Below are 18,047 nucleotides of genomic sequence, written 5' to 3'. Positions count from 1 at the left end.
ACTCATGCGTGATGTTTGTCGGTCGGGTTCAAGCGCTGGGCCTCGGCAAAAATCTCGGTAATGGCTCGTCTTGGCTGTCGCTTGTGCAGTGCTCGTACCTGTGCGCTCATGCGCAGCAATTCTTCACTCGGCTTGGCCCATTGATCCTTCGGTAACGGCTCGGACCATTGGCGCATCGCTTCGGGTAATGCGTGCGGGGCCATTTTCTGTAGGCGGCGGACTTCCCATTCGGTCAGGTAGTTGGGAATCGTCCACAGGGTCATCACGTGGTACAGGTACCAGAAGAAACCGGACACTCGACCACGTTGGCCGTCACGGATTTGCTGGTGCATACGGGCGCGGGCGTTGTGGAAGGTGTGCAGGCCTTCGTGGGGCGGGTCGTTCGGGCCTTGCAGGTCTAGCGGGTCCTGGATGGATTTGAGGTCGTGGATTTCGTATTCCATGTAGCCGCGAATCGCTTCCCAGTGGCTGATGGCCAGGGAAAGACCGAAGCAGGGGAATTCGACGCTGGTCAGGGTCTCGCCGTGCTGGAAACCGATGCCCATGCCGTATTGGCGGTGGATGCCGTATTGAGTGGCGCCTTGGGCTTCGATGACCCAGGCGGAGAGGGATTCCCAAGTGACGAAGACGGGTTCGGTGGCGTCTTCGGGCATGAAGCAGACTTCGCGGCGTTGGCGGTTGAAGCGGGTGGGGATGATGTGGACGCGTTTATTGTGGGTGTGGCGCCAAGTGCAGAGGAGGATGAGCAGCATTAAAAAACCGCCCTGTATGGCTGGTCCGTACGCCTCATTGAAAACCCCTTTTATGGCATGAGAAACATCGTCCCAACCCATCCCGAACAAAAAAAACATGAAGCCGCCAAATAGAGGTATCAAAAATGCGATCGAGAAGGCAACGCTGAATGGTCCACCTAATACGACCTGCCATGAAAACACCTGCGGTGAACCCAAGCCAAAGTCCATGTACACGTCATTCAGATCCCCGATATGCGGACCATGCGGCGGCAACGGTGTCGGCAATGGCAACGGCGCGAGATAGGTGATCTTCCCGCTGGGAAACGGTTCGACATCACCGGCTTTTCGAGGTTGCTCAAGCTGCGGCGCGGGTATCGGGCTATCAAGGTTGGTGGGCATGGTCAGCCAACTCCAGCAAATGGGTCTCAACCAGCAACATGGGCGGATGCTCGGTAACGGATTGAGGGGCTAACGCCGGAAAGCGACCGTCACCCCGAGGGTTCAGGCGAACGATCCGAATGCGAGAAACCCACGCGCCCTTGGCGTTCAAGCTCTGGATACAGACTGCCAGCTCCAACGTTTCGGACGCCGGGGTAAATTCAGCATCAAGGTCCAGCGGGTATTGCAGGCATAACACCAACCGGTCGGGTCCTGTTTGCACAATGCGCAGGCTGTTTGCCACTTCCTCACTGATAACGTCCTTGCGCTCGCGCGGTACTCCACGACTGTGGAGCGGCACGGAAAGACGGTGGGCGCCGATCCCCAGGCGATGAGTCGCTTTGCCACTCCGGCTCAGCTCCGGGCATTTTTCCTGATAGTCGAGCAGGGCTTTACGGCTATAACAGCTCATGCGCGGCGTTTGTCGGTCGGATTTAAACGCTGCACCTCGGCAAAAATCTCGGTGATCGGGCGTCGCGGTTGGCGTTTATGCAGGGCGTGGACCTGTGCGCTCAGGCGCAGCAGTTCTTCACTCGGTTTCGCCCATTGTTCCTTCGGCAGCGGTTCCGACCATTGGCGCATCACTTCGGGCAAGGCCTGCGGGGCCATTTTCTGGAGGCGGCGGACTTCCCATTCGGTCAGGTGGTTGGGAATCGTCCACAGGGTCATGACGTGGTACAGGTACCAAAAAAATCCCGAGAGCCGGTTGCGTGAACCGTCACGGATTTGCTGATGCATGCGCGCGCGCGCGTTGTGAAAAGTGTGCAGGCCTTCGTGGGGTGGGTCGTCGGGGCCTTGCAGGTCCTGCGGGTCCTGGATGGATTTGAGGTCGTGGATTTCGTATTCCATGTAGCCACGGATGGCTTCCCAGTGGCTGATGGCCAGGGAAAGACCGAAGCAGGGGAATTCGACGCTGGTCAGGGTCTCGCCGTGCTGGAAACCGATGCCCATGCCGTATTGGCGGTGGATGCCGTACTGGGTGGCGCCTTGGGCTTCGATGACCCAGGCGGAGAGGGATTCCCAAGGGACGAAGACGGGGTCGGTGGCGTCTTCGGGCATGAAGCAGACTTCGCGGCGTTGGCGGTTGAAGCGGGTGGGGATGATGGCGGCGCGTTTGTTGTGATAGTGGAGCCAAGTGAAGAAGAGGATGGCTAGAGCAGAGAAGCCGGTTATCAGGGCTAGTCCGCAGGACGCATGGAAGATCCCTTCGATGGAATCTCTAGTATCTTCCCAGCTATATCCAAGTACGAGTCCAAGGAAGCCGCCCATTAGCGGAAAGAGGAAGGCGATCATGAAGGTACCACTGAACGGTAATCCTAATACGACCTGCCATGAAAACACCTGCGGTGAACCCAAGCCAAAATCCATGAACACCTCATTCAGATCGCCGATATGGGGACCGTGCGGCGGCATCGCTGTCGGCAATGGCAGAGGCGCGAGATAAGTGATTCTCCCACTGGGAAACGGCTCGACATCGCCGGCATTTCGGGATTGCGCAAGGTGCAAGGTCGGCACGAGGCTATCAATCTTGGTGGGCATGGTCGGCCAGCTCCAGCAGATGGGTTTCAACCAGCAACAACGGTGGATGCTCGTTAACGGATTGACGGGGCAACGAAGGGAGATGGCCCTTACCGCGCGGATTGAGGTGAATAACGTCAGTCAGCGACTCCCACACCCCCTTGGCGTTCAAGGTCTGTATGCAGACCGCCAGCTCCAACGTTTCGGACTCCGGGGTAAATTCAGCATCAGGGTCCAGCGGGTATTGCAGGCATAACACCAGCCGGTCGGGTCCTGTTTGCACGATGCGCAGGCTGTTCACCACTTCTTCGCTGATGACGTCCTTACGCTCTCGGGGTACACCACGATTGTGGAGGGGAACGGAAAGACGGTGGGCGCCGATCCCCAGGCGATGAGTCGCTTTGCCACTCCGGCTCAGCTCCGGGCATTTTTCCTGATAGTCGAGCAGGGCTTTACGGCTATAACAGCTCATGCGCGGCGTTTGTCGGTCGGATTTAAACGCTGCACCTCGGCAAAAATCTCGGTGATCGGGCGTCGCGGTTGGCGTTTATGCAGGGCGTGGACCTGTGCGCTCAGGCGCAGCAGTTCTTCACTCGGTTTGGCCCATTGTTCCTTCGGCAGCGGCTCGGACCATTGGCGCATCGCTTCGGGCATGGCCTGCGGGGCCATTTTCTTAAGGCGGCGGACTTCCCATTCGGTCAGGTGGTTGGGAATCGTCCACAGGGTCATGACGTGGTACAGGTACCAGAAGAAGCCGGACATTCGACCACGTTGGCCGTCGCGGATTTGCTGGTGCATGCGCGCTCGGGCGTTGTGGAAGGTGTGCAGGCCTTCGTGGGGTGGGTCGTCAGGGCCTTGCAGGTCGAGCGGGTCTTGAATGGATTTGAGGTCGTGGATTTCGTATTCCATGTAGCCACGGATGGCTTCCCAGTGGCTGATAGCCAGGGAAAGACCGAAGCAGGGGAATTCGACACTGGTCAGGGTCTCGCCGTGCTGGAAGCCGATGCCCATGCCGTATTGGCGGTGGATGCCGTATTGGGTGGCGCCTTGGGCTTCGATGACCCAGGCCGAGAGGGATTCCCAAGGGACGAAGACGGGTTCGGTGGCGTCTTCGGGCATGAAGCAGACTTCGCGGCGTTGGCGGTTGAAGCGGGTGGGGATGATGGCGACGCGTTTGTTGTGGTTGTGGTGCCAGACGCCGAGGCCGATGAGTAGGGTTACAAAGCCGGTTACCAGGGCAAGTCCATAGGTTTCATGGAAGATCCCCTCTATGGCGTGAGAAATATCGTCCCACCCCATGCCGAATAAAAAAAACATGAAGCCGCCGATTAGTGGAAATAAAAATGCAATCGAGAAGGCGCCGCTGAATGGTCCACCTAATGTTACTTGCCACATAAACACCTGCGGCGATCCCAATCCGAAGTCCATGTACACCTCATTTAGTTCCCCGATATGCGGGCCATGCGGCGGCAACGGTGTCGGCAATGGCAACGGCGCGAGATAGGTGATCTTCCCGCTGGGAAACGGTTCGACATCACCGGCTTTTCGAGGTTGCTCAAGCTGCGGCGCGGGCATCGGGCTATCAAGGTTGGTGGGCATGGTCAGCCAACTCCAGCAAATGGGTCTCAACCAGCAACATGGGCGGATGTTCGGTAACGGATTGAGGGGCTAACGCCGGAAAGCGACCGTCACCCCGAGGGTTCAGGCGAATGACCCGAGTGTGAGAAACCCACGCGCCCTTGGCGTTCAAGCTCTGGATACAGACTGCCAGCTCCAACGTTTCGGACGCCGGGGTAAATTCAGCATCAAGGTCCGGCGGGTATTGCAGGCATAACACCAGCCGGTCGGGCCCTGTTTGCACGATGCGCAGGCTGTTTGCGACTTCCTCACTGATGACGTCCTTACGCTCTCGGGGTACACCACGATTGTGGAGGGGAACGGAAAGACGGTGGGCGCCGATCCCCAGCCGATGAGCCGGTTGTCCACTCAACGGTGGCTGGAAATCACTGAGCTTGAGCCTTGGCAGCACCAGGTGAATGTCGCTGGGCTTGGCTTTTAGCAGCAAGTTTTTCAGCCACGAATCATGCTCGTTCGGGCCCAGTTGCGTGTACGGGGCATTCAGCAAATAGGCCAGATAACGCTGATATTCATCCAGGGTATGGTTACCGCGCGTCCCGGAGTCCAGGCTCCAGGGTGTGGTTTTCAGCCATTTATCATGGGCGCTGATGTTGTAGCGGTTGTACAGCCAGGTTCCGCCCAATTCCAAAATGGTGAACAGGGCGCCGGCTAGATTGAACCGGAAGAATACGGAAGATAGCCTTGTCCCCGCAGCAGCCCAAGCAGCCGTTCTTGCTGCAGCATTTCTGGCAATCGCTACGGTATACCCCGCGTGCAAGGTGTGACCCAAGCCATAGGCGTTGACGGTCGTCATGCCGGCCGCCCCCGCTGTCGCGAGTGCTGCACTATTCTGCGCAGCAGCATTCCCGCTACGTGTCGCCTGCTCCCAGTTCTGGTGGTGGTTGATGAGGCCCACCATTGAAGAGGCAAAACCAAAAAGGTAGGTAAAGAAACCCAATCCAACATGCATCTTGCCCATCTGCACATGCACATTTTGTAAGGCATGGTGTTGAAGACCCGCGACGAGTGCAGCGCTACGTGCCTTCAACGCGGTATCGGCGAGACTTTGCGCCGCAGTGAACCCAGCGGCCCCGGTAGCCGCCAATGCATTGGCCAAGGGAGCCCATGTTCGCTTGTTCCTGGATTGGTTGGTCAGTTCCCTTATAACCGAAACAAAATTCACCCCCTGCACCAAAAACACCAACAACCCCATCCCCTCACTCCGAATCAACTTCGCATTCGGCACGCCTTGAACCCCAAGCCGAATGTCCTTCAACAAACTGCGCACCTCCAGCTGCTGCGCCGGTGGAAACACCACTGTCACTCCTGCCCGAGCCGGCGTCGCGCCATACAGCCGAACCGACTGATCCGGCAGTTCCACAATCGGACTCAGCGCCCCGGCCAATCGGCCTTCAAGTTGCGTCAACTGCCCGCGTACCCGCACGATCTCGCCCTGCAACTCCACCGCCCGGGGCGTCTTGTGCCCCGCCCGGTTTTTGTTGTGGGTGAACTGGTTGCGTTCACGGGTCAGCGTCCTGAGGTAATCGCGTTCACTGAGCAGTTCCTAGAGGTTGGTTTGCAGCGCCGCGTGTTCTGCGGGACTGGCGACAGTAAAGGTCACGCCGGTGGTTTTCGCCGCATCGAGGATCCGCCCCGACAAGGCCTTGGGCAGGCGCCGGAACAGTTCGTCGAGGTCGGGGATTTTCCCTCCCGCCAGATCGAACCCTTCCAGCGCTCGGCTCAGACCCAGGTTCAGCGCCGGGCTGAGACTGTGCTGCGCCGCATCCGCGACGGCGCGGGTGTGTTCGGGTAAATCATCGAGGGCCGGCAGGTGCGGCTGTTCGATTTTCTTTAACTCGCCCAACCAGTGCGGCAGGTTGTTGAACACCCCCATGCCGGCGTTGAACAACATGGCGTATTGCGCGGCCCGTTCTGGCTGAAGACGCAGCGGCAAGGTGTAGAACAGTGGCCGGGTCAGTTCCGGGTGTTTCTCCAGATAACCGAGGAGAATTTCGCTGGCGTGATCGCTGCGGCAGATGTCCTTGAGGCAGGCGTATTCGGCGGTGAACGCCTGGTGGAGTTGCTGTTGATCCTGCGCGTCGTAATACCAGGCCGAACGATGGAAGTGACCGGCATTCACCAGCATCGTGCGGTCGGCGGTGATGCGCTCGAGCAGGCGGTTCCAGCGCCCGAGGTCGTCGCGGTGCTGAAACAGCGCAGCGTCCATGGCGGGGCGGTCGATGAAATCGTTGACCCCGCGTTTGCCACTGAAGCTGGAGCCTTCGAGCACATCGATGATGCGTTTGTTTTGCTCCTTGCCGAGCTTGATCAGGGTTTTGAGGTGCTGCTCAACGAAGTCGGTGGGGGCCCTCGCAAAGTGCTGGCGGGTGTAGTAACTGCGGTCCGCGTCGTCAATGGCGCGCCGGTGTGCAGTGATGTCTGGATTGCCCCCCTGATACTTGAGCATCTCCTGAACTTCGGCCTGGGCTTCCTTGCGCAGCTGCACCAGCTCCGGGGGGGCTGGCACGTCGACAGACTCGACCTTGCCGCCTTTGTTCAGGTAATCCAGTAAGGCTTTGCGGGTCTGCTCCCGATCCGGCTCGGGCAACTGTTCCAGATCGACAAGTTGGCTCAGGGACGCGGTGTGGCCGCGGACATTGAAAAAACAGCTCATGCGCGACGTTTGTCCGTCGGATTCGCGCGTTGTACCTCGGCAAAAATTTCGGTGATCGGGCGTCGCGGCTGGCGTTTGTGCAGGGCGCGGACCTGTGCGCTCATTCGAACAAGCTCTTCGCTCGGCTTGGCCCATTGTTCCTTCGGCAGCGGCTCGGACCATTGGCGCATCGCTTCGGGCATGGCCTGCGGGGCCATTTTCTTAAGGCGGCGGACTTCCCATTCGGTCAGGTGGTTGGGAGTCGTCCACAGCGTCATCACGTGGTACAGGTACCAGAAGAAACCGGACACTCGACTACGTTGGCCGTCGCGGATTTGCTGGTGCATACGGGCGCGGGCGTTGTGGAAGGTGTGCAGGCCTTCGTGGGGTGGATCGTCGGGGCCTTGCAGGTCTAGCGGGTCCTGGATGGATTTGAGGTCGTGGATTTCGTATTCCATGTAGCCACGGATGGCTTCCCAGTGGCTGATGGCCAGGGAAAGACCGAAGCAGGGGAATTCGACGCTGGTCAGGGTCTCGCCGTGCTGGAAGCCGATGCCCATGCCGTATTGGCGGTGGATGCCGTATTGGGTCGCGCCTTGGGCTTCGATGACCCAGACGGAGAGGGATTCCCAGGGGACGAAGACGGGGTCGGTGGCGTCTTCGGGCATGAAGCAGACTTCGCGGCGTTGGCGGTTGAAGCGGGTGGGGATGATGGCGGCGCGTTTGTTGTGATAGTGGAGCCAAGTGCAGAGGAGAATGGCGAAGGCAGAGAAGCCGGTTATCAGGGCTATTCCATAGGCCTCATTGAAAACCCCTTTTATGGCATGAGAAACATCGTCCCAACCCATGCCGAACACAAAAAACATGAAGCCGATAAATAGAGGTATCAAAAATGCAATCATAAATGCGCCGCTGAATGGTCCGCCTAACATGAGCTGCCATGAAAATACCTGCGGCGATCCCAAGCCAAAATCCATGTACACCTCATTCATTTCCCCGATATGCGGACCGTGTGCTGGCAGCGCTGTCGGCAGGGGCAACGGCGCGAGATAAGTGATTCTCCCACTGGGAAACGGCTCGACATCGCCGGCATTTCGGGATTGCGCAAGGTGCAAGGTCGGCACGAGGCTATCAATCTTGGTGGGCATGGTCGGCCAACTCCAGCAAATGGGTTTCAACCAGCAACATGGGCGGATGCTCGGTAACGGAGTTGGGTGGTAGTGCAGGGAAATGGCCTTCGGTCCGAGGGTTCAGGCGAATGACCCGAGTGTGAGAAACCCACGCGCCGCTAGCGTTCAAGGTCTGTATACAGACCGCCAACTCCAACGTTTCGGACGCCGGGGTAAATTCAGCATCAAGGTCCAGCGGGTATTGCAGGCATAACACCAACCGATCTGGTCCTGTTTGCACGATACGCAGGCTGTTTGCCACGTCCTCACTAATGACGTCCTTGCGCTCGCGCGGTACACCACGACTGTGGAGCGGCACGGAAAGACGGTGGGCGCCGATCCCCAGGCGATAAGCCGGTTGACCACTTAGAGGCGGTTGAAAATCGTTGAGTTTGAGCCCTGGCAGCACCAAATGGATGTCTTTTGGCTTGGCCTTTAACAGCAGATTTTTCAGCCAGGAGTCATGCTTGTTAGAACCCAATTGCGCATAAGGAGCGTGAAGCAAATAGGCCAGATAACTTTGGTATTCATCCAGCGTATGGTCGCCACGCTCCTCGGTGTCCAGGCTCCACGGCGTAGTTTTCAGCCATTTATCATGGGCACTGATGTTGTAGCGGTTGTACAGCCAGGTGCCCCCCAGTTCCAGCACGGTGAACAAGGCGCCGGCCAGGTTGAAGCGGAAGAACACGGTGGAGAGACGGGTACCCGCGGCAGCCCAGGCGGCGGTTCTTGCAGCGCTGTTTTTTGCGACCAACACGTTAATCGCGGCACGACCGGTGTGACTCAAACCATAGGCATTGACGGTCGTCATGCCGGCCGCCCCCGCTGTCGCGAGCGCTGCACTATTCTGTGCTGCCGCATTCCCGCTACGTGTCGCCTGCTGCCAGTTCTGGTGGTGGTGGATGAGGCTGACCATTGAAGAGGCAAAACCAAAAAGGTAGGTAAAGAAACCCAAGCCAACATGCATCTTGCCCATCTGCACATGCACATTCTGCAAGGCGTGGTGTTGAAGTCCCGCGACGAGTGCAGCGCTACGTGCCTTTAACGCTGTATCGGCGAGACTTTGCGCCGCAGTGAAGCCAGCGGCCCCAGTGGTCATCGCTGCATTAAAAACGGGCATCCAGACTCGCTTGTTCTTGGATTGGTTGGTCAGTTCCCTGATGACCTGCACCAAATTCACCCCCTGCACCAAAAACACCAACAACCCCATCCCCTCGCTTCGAATCAACTTCCCATTCGGCACCCCTTGAACCCCCAACCGAATATCCTTCAACAAACTCCGCACCTCCAACTGCTGCGCCGGCGGAAACACCACTGTCACCCCTGCCCGAGCCGGCGTCGCGCCATACAGCCGAACCGACTGATCCGGCAGTTCCGCAATCGGACTCAGCGCGCCCGCCAGTCGGCCTTCAAGTTGCGTCAACTGCCCGCGCACCCGCACGATCTCGCCCTGCAACTCCACCGCCCGTGGCGTCTTGTGCCCCGCCCGGTTTTTGTTGTGGGTGAACAGGTTACGTTCGCGGGTCAGCGTCCTGAGGTAATCGCGTTCACTGAGCAGTTCCTTGAGGTTGGTTTGCAGCGCCGCGTGTTCCGCCGGGCTGGCGACAGTAAAGGTCACGCCGGTGGTTTTTGCCGCATCGAGAATCCGCCCCGACAAGGCCTTGGGCAGGCGTCGGAACAGTTCGTCGAGGTCGGGGATTTTCCCTCCCGCCAGATCGAACCCTTCCAGCGCCCGGCTCAAGCCCAGGTTCAGCGCGGGGCTGAGGCTGTGCTGCGCCGCGTCCGCGACGGCGCGGGTGTGTTCGGGTAAATCATCGAGGGCCGGCAGGTGCGGCTGTTCGATTTTCTGCAGCTCGCCCAACCAGTGCGGCAGGTTGTTGAACACCCCCATGCCGGCGTTGAACAATGTGGTGTATTGCGCGGCCCGTTCTGGCTGAAGACGCAGCGGCAAGGTGTAGAACAGTGGCCGGGTCAGTTCCGGGTGTTTCTCCAGATAACCGAGGAGAATTTCGCTGGCGTGATCGCTGCGGCAGATGTCCTTGAGGCAGGCGTATTCGGCGGTGAACGCCTGGTGGAGTTGCTGTTGATCCTGCGCGTCGTAATACCAGGCCGAACGATGGAAGTGACCGGCATTCACCAGCATCGTGCGGTCGGCGGTGATGCGCTCGAGCAAGCGGTTCCAGCGCCCGAGGTCGTCGCGGTGCTGAAACAGCGCAGCGTCCATGGCGGGGCGGTCGATGAAATCGTTGACCCCGCGTTTGCCACTGAAGCTGGAGCCTTCGAGCACATCGATGATGCGTTTGTTTTGCTCCTTGCCGAGCTTGATCAGGGTTTTGAGGTGCTGCTCAACGAAGTCGGTGGGGGCCCTCGCAAAGTGCTGGCGGGTGTAGTAACTGCGGTCCGCGTCGTCAATGGCGCGCCGGTGTGCAGTGATGTCTGGATTGCCCCCCTGATACTTGAGCATCTCCTGAACTTCGGCCTGGGCTTCCTTGCGCAGCTGCACCAGCTCCGGGGGGGCTGGCACGTCGACAGGCTCGACCTTGCCGCCTTTGTTCAGGTAATCCAGTAAGGCTTTGCGGGTCTGCTCCCGATCCGGCTCGGGCAACTGTTCCAGATCGCCAAAAAGTGCCTGGACTCGCGGATCGTCGCTGGCGTCGGCCAGATTGCCGACATCCGCAGGACTGAGCTGGCTCAAGGATTCGATGTAACAGGCCAGCAGGTAATCGCGTTCGTTATGGTCGGCATTACTCCAGTCGTCGACCCAGCCGACCACGGTGTCCTGATACTCGGCCAGATCGCGCAATACGCCGAGGTCGTCCTGCACCACGAGGAACAAGGTGTCGTCCTGATAGGCCGGGCGCACCCGCCCGAGAAACTCGCCAATGTGCGCCTCGCGAAAGCGCCGCGGCTGCTCCCATAAATAGGGTTCACGTTCGTGCGCGGGGGCATCGCTAACGTGCACCGTCGGCAATAGAACGGCGTCCGGCGGCGACTCGGCTTCCTGTTCCGCGCGGTCTTGGGCGGCTTGCGCCTGCCGGACCGGATCGGTCGCAATCTCCGCCAACCACTGCTTGCCTTGCGCGACCGTCAGCAGATGCTCGCCACCGGTTTGGCAATGCACCGGGCCGAGATCGACGGCCTGCATGAAGTGTTCGCGCTCCTCGCGGCTGTCGAGCACTTGCGTGCATTTGGCCGCCGTCCACTGCACTTCGGCGAAGGTCACATGCAGGGTGCTGCGCCTTGAAAACACCAGTGCAGGACGCTCTTCGATGGGCGTGCGCTGATCGCCTGCCACCTTGGTGCCCTTGTGCAGCAAGGCGCTGACCAGTCCGTTGAGGACCTGATATTCGTGCAGGTGACCGGTCACGCTGTCGATGACGTACAACCAGCCATCGCGTAGTAAACGGATGCCCAGCGGGCGGGTCGTCAGGGCATAGGGCAGCTTCAGTTCGGCACTCGGGTCGAGGGGCTTTTCCACCAGTCCGTAACGCAAGGGCATCAGCTGCACGTGGGTTTGGCGCAGAGGGCAGGCACCGGGGGAGCCGATGACGGTTTTCGAAGCGGCGGCCGCAGCAAGGTTCGCAGGGTGACTCATGGGCGTACTCCTTGGCTGGCCCAGCGCTGAGCCAGATCAGCGGCCAGCGCCACGCGCTCGCCAGGGGGTTGCAGTGAGGGTGTGTGGAGCAAATGGGCGATAGATGGATGTTGTTCGAGCGCTGTGCCGTCCAGCCAGGCCATGACGTTGGCGTAGTGGAAAAGTTCGGATTGGCTACTCAAGCCCAAGGCGCCAGCCTCGGCCTCTAGCTGTTCGAGCATGGGCCAACGCTGGGCCACGGTTTCGCCGCCATGGCGATCGGGAAAGTATTTGAGCAAATGGGCGTCGAGCTCGAGCAACGCGCGGCGCCGATCAACCCGGTCCAACGCTGCATTCAGTTCAGGGCTCAGGCGATAGGGCGTGGTCAGCTCCGGGCAGTCGGGCAGTCGCGGTTGATGACGCTGCCAATCGGTGCTGACGCTGTCGGCCATCACCACGCAGACAATGGGACCGAACAAACGCTGATCGCCGCTACCGAACAACGCCTGCGCCACTGCCGCATCGGCCAAACGCAGGACCACCGGCAGACCTTCGGGCAATTCAACTGTCAGCAGTTTGCGCAAGTGCTGAGCGACGGCTTGTGCCGAGTCCGGGCTGAACAACAGCACGCCCGACTCCTCGTGTGCGTGCTCCAGATAAAACTGAACGAGTGGCTCGTCAGGTTGTTGAACGGCCACCAACAGCGGTGAGATATCCCGCAGCGCAGTAAACGACGGGCAGTCATACAGCGCGACGGTGGTAGCGCCGGGACTCAGTTGTTTCAAGCGTTCCGGCAAATCGCCCAAGGTCGTACCGTCCAGCAACAGGAAAGCCTGTTGCTCGCTCCAGGGCAGGTCTTCAGGCAGTGAGGTCAAAAGCTTCATGCTTGAGCGGCCTCGCATATCAGGCAGCGCGAGGCGCGGGTTGAAATCAACGCATGGCGTTGCTGGACCACATCGAAGGTCACTTTCAGCAGGGGCAAGGCGCCCGGCATCAGGGGCTCGGCAGGTCGACCCACGGCCGGGGCGCCGCCCTGTAGAATCGGCACGCTGCTGAAAATGCCTTCCGGCCCCAGCGTCAGCCATTGGCCGCCAGCCTGGAGTGACAGGCGCACTCCGCCATCGATGACGACTTGCTGCCCGGCGCTCAGGTGAATGTGCTGGGTGGCATTGAGCAGGTGATTGGTGGTTCGGACGTGGCGGTCGCCGTAAACCAACAGATGATCGTCCTGCTTGAGTTCCGTCAGGCGGTTGCCGTGGGTGAGGTGATGTTCTTCACCGCGCAGGTCGTGGCTGGCGGTGCCGCCGATGATCACGGTTCGCTGGTTGTCGACTTGAATGCGTTCGTCGTTGAGCACGTGCTGGACGAAATCGCGCTGGGCACGCAGGGCAATTTCCTCGGCGCCTTGCCTGTCCTCGATGCGCAACTCATTGTAACCGCCACCGCCGGGGCTGCTTTGGCTACGGAAAATGCTGCGGGTGTGCTCTGCCGGCAGATCCAGTGGCACGGGGGTTGAGGCGTTGGGCATACAGCCAAGGACGAAGGGTTTGTCGGGGTCGCCGTCGGTGAATCCCACCAGGACTTCCATGCCGACCCGAGGGATCAGCACGCTGCCATAGCGGTCATGGGCCCAACCGGTAGCGACCCGCAGCCAGCAGCTCGATTGTTCGTTGTGTTGACCCTCGCGATCCCACGGCAGTTGAACCTTGACCCGACCGTATTCGTCGCAGTAGATCTCTTCGCCGGGCGGGCCTGTGACGATGGCATGCTGGTTACCCGTTATTCGCGGTTTGGCGTGTTCAAGAGCCGGTCTGAACGGGACGTCCCAAGGTGTCGCGACGAAGTGGTTACGGTAGCCCTGACTGAAACCGTCCTGCGGACTGGCATCGATGATCGACTCCTCAAGCACTTGGGGTTGCAGGCCAACATGCTCGACTTCAGTCAGAAGCCACAGGCCATTCCAGTCAGTGCGGGGGTGTTCGGATATGTCGACGAAATGGCCACAGCGCATGGCGCTCTGATCACCGCGCCCTTCGGCTTGCCGGTAATCGGCGCGGTGGCGTTCCAGTGCCCGATTGGCCAGATGTTTACCGCGCTCACGATGGGTGAACTGCCCTGGGAAACCATAGTCCTCAAGGTGCGGTAGCAGCGAGGTTTGGGTCTCGCTTTCCAGTTCCAGACGCGGTTTCTCGAAGTCGTAATCACGACGGCTGACGTGGGTCGGGCGGGTTTCCAGTCGCAGCTTGAAACGATCGATCAACGGCGCTTCGGCGACCATGCCACTGCCTGGCCTGTACGCGGTTGACTGGGAGGGTTTCGAGAAGCTGGTTTGATCGTCACCGAACACCAGCACATGTCCGTCGGGACTATGCTCGAAATGAAAGTGCAGACCTTCTTCCTCGCACAACCTTTGCAGGAAATGCAGGTCGGCCTCGTACTGCACGCAATAGAGCCGTGGCCGGTACTCGGCGCTTAGCTGGAAGCGCCAGGTATCGGGCTGCATTCCCTGGTCTTTCAGCACGCTGGAGATGATCTGCGGCACGCTCAAGTGCTGAAAAATACGCTGATTGTGGCAGTGGGTGAGGTAGGCGAGTCGGGGCACCAACGTCATCTGATAGCGGGTCAGGCGCTTGCCTGAATCGCCTTGGGCGATTTGATAGACCTGCCCGTGAAGGCCGGAGTTATCAGGACCCAAGCGCAGAAAAGCTGGGCGATGCAGCAGAGACTCGAGGTCCAGGTCCGGGCGTTCGCTGACCAGTTCGAGTTTGACTGCATAGGGTTGGTTGAGCCTCTCCTTGGTGCGGAATTCGAGTACCTGAAGATCGTGGGGAAAACCTTCAATGTCGAGTTTGAAAACGACCTGCTTGGCATCGCTTTGCATCCACATGTCCCTGTGTCTATTTTTAGGCACGGGACTTTGCGTGGATCTACAAATTGGCGCAGTCAGATGAATCGATATTTAGCGTAGGACGCGTCCGTTAAACCGGGTGGTTGTCGAGGGCTCTGATCTTGTAAGTGATTTGCGTAGGAATAAAGGTGGTAGGCCGCACGTTGATTAAACGCCATCGGGCAGACCTATCACACGGAACAGACCTTTCCAGAGCGCAGCAATGAGGCGTTTTTAACCGAATCGGTCGAGCGCGGCAAGTAGGTCTGGGAGCAAAACAATTGCATTGGCTGCCACACGCTGCTGGGGGAGGGCGCCTGCTTGCTCCCGAGTTGGGCAACGTATTCCAGCGACGCGGCGCAGAGGAGGGTTTCAAACCCTTCCTGCACGCTTGGATGAAGATGCAGCCACTGGGAATACCGGGCCGTCGCGCGATGCCTCAGTTCAAGTTAAGTGACCAGGAGGTGGATGACATCGCTGAGTTCCTCAAGTGGAGTTCGAAAATCAACACCAATGGCTGGCCGCCAAACCGGCGTTGGTCATGGCGGGCGGTGCGGTAAACGCTTCGTCACCGAGAGATGTCGCGGCGTTCTGGTCGTCCCAAGTCGATAGGGTTGGATGACCGCCTGACAAAGGATTTTTATTGAGCATGAGTGACGTCCCCAGTCTATTCAGGCGTTAGCTTAGCTCCAGGATTGCGAAGGAGGTGCGCGCAGGCACCGACGTCGATTCTTGACGCGTATCAAGATTGGATTTGCGTAAGGGCTGTAGGTTGGAAGAACGCCTCCCAATGACCGGAGATCGGCATGGCTAAGAATTTCCCCATCAACCCTAAGCACCCCGAACGGATCTGTTGGGGGTGCGACCGCTATTGCCCGGCGAAGTCCCTGGCCTGCGGCAATGGCTCTGACCGTACGATGCATCCGGCCGAACTTTTTGGCGACGATTGGCATCTTCCTGGTGACTGGGGCATCGATCCCCTGATGACGAACGACAAGCCGATAGATACCCAGAAACCGGGTTAAAGTGCTCATCCACGCCTGTTCATATGCTCCCTCCACTCGACTCGCTTTAGTTGCGCCAAGCGCTTCCAGCGAACGAACCGGGCAAAACAACCGTATATCAATCGTTAGTGAAGAATGAATCGTCCGCTGTTTGTTTCTCTAGATGGGCCCAAGGGAACCGGTAAAACCACACTGTTGGAGGCCGTTACGAAAGTACTGCGGGCAGACAACAAAAAGGTGATCCGACTTTGCGAGAGTAAAAGCGATCCCTACAGGGGTGAAACCATGGCCCTGGTAAACCAGTTCGTCAGAAATCCCATACGGGATCTGGAGTGGGAGGTTTGCCAGCGCTTTGCCGATAGTCGCCGCTGGATTTCCCAGCACGTGCTGACTAAACAGCCACAGGACAGCATCATCCTGATCGATCGCTGGTACCCGTCCGATGCCGCGTTTCGCCGGCAGATCCCGTTTGCAGAGATCCTGCAGTTGAACATTGATCGAGGCGTGCAAGTGCCAGACCTGCATGTCGGGGTTGTTACCGACCCAGAGGTTTCATGGGCGAGGGCCGCGGCACGCCAGCGTGGGCTGAGCAGTACCGTGATCCATAAGCTGGAAGAACATGTCGCTTGTACCCAGGCGTTCGAGCGCGCGATTGCAGATCACTGCTGGGCTTTGTGCCGCAATGAAGGAACGATCGAAGAAGCGACGATGCAGGTGGTTGCGCAGATCCATAGGGTCCTTCGCGGCTCTGTAGACGCTAGTGCATAGCACCTGGGCAGATGCTTGCTTTGTCAGCGCGAACCCTCGGCGTTGCGTGTTGACTCTGTTCCGATGAATGGCAAAAGGCTCGGAAAATAGCGCTGGCTGCTCACGCTTAGGGCGCCGATGAGGCCTTTTTTTGGTCTGGTATAGAGATCATACCATCATCACAGTATACAAATTAAAATCCCCGTGTTAGAAATTAGCCCAAGCCCTCGAGCTTCGTTGCTGAAGCCAGGCCCAGGTTTGGATCGCCGCCTTTCAGCGGTCCTAATAAGAACGTCATCTCATCACACCAGTCCTGCCAAAGGACCTGTAGATGAGCCGGAGAACCGCAATGCAGAACATCTCCGCATCTCCGGCCGAGCAATCGGCTATCCGTAAGATCTCGCTGCGCCTGGTGCCTTTCGTGGCACTGATGTTTTTCATCAACTTCCTCGACCGCACGGCGATTTCCTTCGCCGGACCCAATGGCATGAATCAGGACCTTGGTCTGAGCGTCATCCAGTACGGCCTGGCATCGGGGATCTTTTTCATCGGTTACATCCTGCTGGAAGTGCCAAGCAACCTCGCACTGCACAAGTTCGGCGCGCGTAAGTGGCTGGCGCGGATCATGGTGTCGTGGGGCATCGTTTCGCTGTTGTTCACCTGGGTGAGCAGTATCGAGGGCTTGTACACCCTGCGCTTTTTACTGGGGATCGCGGAAGCGGGCTTCTTCCCTGGAGCGATCCTGTTCCTCAGCCTGTGGGTGCCTGCCCGCTATCGCAGCAAGATCCTCTCGCTGTTCTATCTCGCCCAGCCGCTGACCATCGTCATCGGCGCACCGTTGGCCGCGTGGTTGATCGGCCATGACGGTCTGTTCGGTCTGTCCGGCTGGCGGGTAATGTTCCTGGGGGTGTCGCTGCCGGCCATCGTGGTGGGCTTGATTGCCTGGTTCTATCTGGTCGATCACCCGTCCCAGGCCAAGTGGCTGAACGCCGATGAAAAAACCTGGCTGGTCGGCGAACTCGACCGCGAGCGCGTCGATGTTCGTCGCAGCCCACACCACATGGGTGTCCGCGCGGCAATGCTCAACGGGCGAGTCTGGATGCTGTGCCTGATCTACTTTGGCTTTATCTACGGGCTGTATGCGCTGTCGTTCTTCCTGCCCACCATCATCGGCGGTTTCCAGGCTCAGTTCGGCACCACGTTCACGGTATTCGAGAAGGGCCTGATCACCGCGATTCCGTATCTGCCGGCGGCTCTGGTGCTCTACCTCTGGTCCCGTGATGCGACCCGTCGTGGCTGCCGCACCTGGCACATCGCGCTGCCCGCATTGACCGGCGCAGTGAGCATTCCGCTGGCCATGGCCATGGGCTCGCCGACAGCCACCGTGGCCGTGGTGACGATTACCGCCTGCTCGATCTTCGCTGCGCTGCCCAACTTCTGGACGCTGCCGACCCAGTTCCTCACCGGGGCCTCGGCTGCGGCTGCTGTGGCACTGATCAACACCGTCGGCAACGTCGCGGGCTTCTCTGCGGGCTTCATCACTGGCGCCCTCAAGGATTACACCGGTACCTACGCGGTTCCGATGATGGTGGTCGGCGCACTGATGCTGATGTCCGCGGTGCTGATGGTGGCGCTCGGCACGCGGCGGCGGGTTGTCGATGCAGCACCGCTGGCCGCTACGCAACAGGTCCTCCAGGGAGAATAAG

General features: G+C 59.3%; 14 protein-coding genes and 1 pseudogene. 4 read left to right on the top strand and 11 right to left on the bottom strand.

Annotation, left to right across the window (positions count from 1 at the left end; all coding sequences use genetic code 11):
- Positions 1 to 2 precede the first annotated feature (2 nt).
- The 11 genes from PspS04_RS14305 to PspS04_RS14260 all read right to left on the bottom strand — a co-directional run bounded on the left by PspS04_RS14305 (position 3) and on the right by PspS04_RS14260 (position 14,584).
- Entirely contained in the window at positions 3 to 1,133 is a 1,131-nt protein-coding gene (locus PspS04_RS14305) for a DNA-binding protein (RefSeq protein ID WP_159996065.1), read from the bottom strand.
- Positions 1,117 to 1,584: a hypothetical protein gene (locus tag PspS04_RS14300; RefSeq protein WP_237234916.1), complete on the bottom strand. Its 468-nt coding sequence runs from the start codon at positions 1,582 to 1,584 to the stop codon at positions 1,117 to 1,119. Before PspS04_RS14300 ends, PspS04_RS14305 begins: the two co-directional genes overlap by 17 nt.
- On the bottom strand, positions 1,581 to 2,711 hold the full coding sequence (locus tag PspS04_RS14295; RefSeq protein ID WP_174244578.1) for a SoxR reducing system RseC family protein: 1,131 nt from the start codon (positions 2,709 to 2,711) through the stop codon (positions 1,581 to 1,583). The genes PspS04_RS14300 and PspS04_RS14295 overlap by 4 nt, the downstream gene beginning before the upstream one ends.
- Positions 2,695 to 3,162, bottom strand: a complete 468-nt coding sequence (locus PspS04_RS14290; protein ID WP_237234915.1) for a hypothetical protein — start codon at positions 3,160 to 3,162, stop codon at positions 2,695 to 2,697. The genes PspS04_RS14295 and PspS04_RS14290 overlap by 17 nt, the downstream gene beginning before the upstream one ends.
- The gene (locus PspS04_RS14285; protein WP_159996063.1) at positions 3,159 to 4,289 is read right to left on the bottom strand and encodes a hypothetical protein; all 1,131 of its coding nucleotides are present in this window, start codon (positions 4,287 to 4,289) and stop codon (positions 3,159 to 3,161) included. Before PspS04_RS14285 ends, PspS04_RS14290 begins: the two co-directional genes overlap by 4 nt.
- Complete coding sequence (locus tag PspS04_RS27795; RefSeq protein ID WP_237234914.1) at positions 4,273 to 5,772, bottom strand: hypothetical protein; 1,500 nt, start codon at positions 5,770 to 5,772, stop codon at positions 4,273 to 4,275. The genes PspS04_RS14285 and PspS04_RS27795 overlap by 17 nt, the downstream gene beginning before the upstream one ends.
- Positions 5,773 to 5,871: 99 nt before the next feature.
- Positions 5,872 to 6,981, bottom strand: a complete 1,110-nt coding sequence (locus PspS04_RS27790; protein ID WP_237234913.1) for a hypothetical protein — start codon at positions 6,979 to 6,981, stop codon at positions 5,872 to 5,874.
- Positions 6,978 to 8,108 carry a hypothetical protein gene (locus PspS04_RS14275; protein WP_159996061.1) on the bottom strand — a complete coding sequence of 377 codons (1,131 nt, stop codon included), beginning with the start codon at positions 8,106 to 8,108 and terminating at the stop codon, positions 6,978 to 6,980. Before PspS04_RS14275 ends, PspS04_RS27790 begins: the two co-directional genes overlap by 4 nt.
- Positions 8,092 to 11,724, bottom strand: coding sequence for a toxin VasX (locus PspS04_RS14270; RefSeq protein WP_159996059.1), 3,633 nt, complete (start codon positions 11,722 to 11,724; stop codon positions 8,092 to 8,094). The genes PspS04_RS14275 and PspS04_RS14270 overlap by 17 nt, the downstream gene beginning before the upstream one ends.
- Complete coding sequence (locus PspS04_RS14265) at positions 11,721 to 12,587, bottom strand: DUF4123 domain-containing protein (RefSeq protein WP_159996057.1); 867 nt, start codon at positions 12,585 to 12,587, stop codon at positions 11,721 to 11,723. Before PspS04_RS14265 ends, PspS04_RS14270 begins: the two co-directional genes overlap by 4 nt.
- On the bottom strand, positions 12,584 to 14,584 hold the full coding sequence (locus tag PspS04_RS14260) for a type VI secretion system Vgr family protein (protein ID WP_159996055.1): 2,001 nt from the start codon (positions 14,582 to 14,584) through the stop codon (positions 12,584 to 12,586). The genes PspS04_RS14265 and PspS04_RS14260 overlap by 4 nt, the downstream gene beginning before the upstream one ends.
- Positions 14,585 to 14,767: 183 nt before the next feature.
- Here PspS04_RS14260 and PspS04_RS14255 point away from each other — a divergent pair.
- The 4 genes and pseudogenes from PspS04_RS14255 (at position 14,768) to PspS04_RS14240 (ending at position 18,046) form a co-directional block, all read left to right on the top strand.
- Positions 14,768 to 15,150: pseudogene (locus tag PspS04_RS14255) on the top strand (c-type cytochrome).
- A gap of 246 nt (positions 15,151 to 15,396) precedes the next feature.
- Entirely contained in the window at positions 15,397 to 15,615 is a 219-nt protein-coding gene (locus PspS04_RS14250; RefSeq protein ID WP_095170030.1) for a DUF3079 domain-containing protein, read from the top strand.
- Between the two features lie 114 nt (positions 15,616 to 15,729).
- Entirely contained in the window at positions 15,730 to 16,362 is a 633-nt protein-coding gene (locus tag PspS04_RS14245) for a dTMP kinase (protein WP_159996053.1), read from the top strand.
- A 310-nt stretch (positions 16,363 to 16,672) separates the two neighbouring features.
- Complete coding sequence (locus PspS04_RS14240; RefSeq protein WP_237234912.1) at positions 16,673 to 18,046, top strand: MFS transporter; 1,374 nt, start codon at positions 16,673 to 16,675, stop codon at positions 18,044 to 18,046.
- Position 18,047: the final 1 nt, after the last annotated feature.

Source organism: Pseudomonas sp. S04 (assembly GCF_009834545.1).
Lineage (GTDB): Bacteria > Pseudomonadota > Gammaproteobacteria > Pseudomonadales > Pseudomonadaceae > Aquipseudomonas.
The sequence above is the reverse complement of the archived record's forward strand: the minus strand, read 5'-3'. Positions and strand labels throughout refer to the sequence as shown.

Excerpts from the sequence above, each read along its gene's own strand:
- PspS04_RS14245 (WP_159996053.1), top strand. The coding sequence starts at position 15,730 with ATGAATCGTCCGCTGTTTGTTTCTCTAGATGGGCCCAAGGGAACCGGT.
- PspS04_RS14275 (WP_159996061.1), bottom strand. The coding sequence starts at position 8,108 with ATGCCCACCAAGATTGATAGCCTCGTGCCGACCTTGCACCTTGCGCAA.
- PspS04_RS27790 (WP_237234913.1), bottom strand. The coding sequence starts at position 6,981 with ATGAGCTGTTTTTTCAATGTCCGCGGCCACACCGCGTCCCTGAGCCAA.
- PspS04_RS14260 (WP_159996055.1), bottom strand. The coding sequence starts at position 14,584 with ATGCAAAGCGATGCCAAGCAGGTCGTTTTCAAACTCGACATTGAAGGT.
- PspS04_RS14300 (WP_237234916.1), bottom strand. The coding sequence starts at position 1,584 with ATGAGCTGTTATAGCCGTAAAGCCCTGCTCGACTATCAGGAAAAATGC.
- PspS04_RS14250 (WP_095170030.1), top strand. The coding sequence starts at position 15,397 with ATGGCTAAGAATTTCCCCATCAACCCTAAGCACCCCGAACGGATCTGT.
- PspS04_RS14290 (WP_237234915.1), bottom strand. The coding sequence starts at position 3,162 with ATGAGCTGTTATAGCCGTAAAGCCCTGCTCGACTATCAGGAAAAATGC.
- PspS04_RS14270 (WP_159996059.1), bottom strand. The coding sequence starts at position 11,724 with ATGAGTCACCCTGCGAACCTTGCTGCGGCCGCCGCTTCGAAAACCGTC.
- PspS04_RS14305 (WP_159996065.1), bottom strand. The coding sequence starts at position 1,133 with ATGCCCACCAACCTTGATAGCCCGATACCCGCGCCGCAGCTTGAGCAA.
- PspS04_RS14240 (WP_237234912.1), top strand. The coding sequence starts at position 16,673 with ATGAGCCGGAGAACCGCAATGCAGAACATCTCCGCATCTCCGGCCGAG.
- PspS04_RS14295 (WP_174244578.1), bottom strand. The coding sequence starts at position 2,711 with ATGCCCACCAAGATTGATAGCCTCGTGCCGACCTTGCACCTTGCGCAA.
- PspS04_RS14265 (WP_159996057.1), bottom strand. The coding sequence starts at position 12,587 with ATGAAGCTTTTGACCTCACTGCCTGAAGACCTGCCCTGGAGCGAGCAA.
- PspS04_RS14285 (WP_159996063.1), bottom strand. The coding sequence starts at position 4,289 with ATGCCCACCAACCTTGATAGCCCGATGCCCGCGCCGCAGCTTGAGCAA.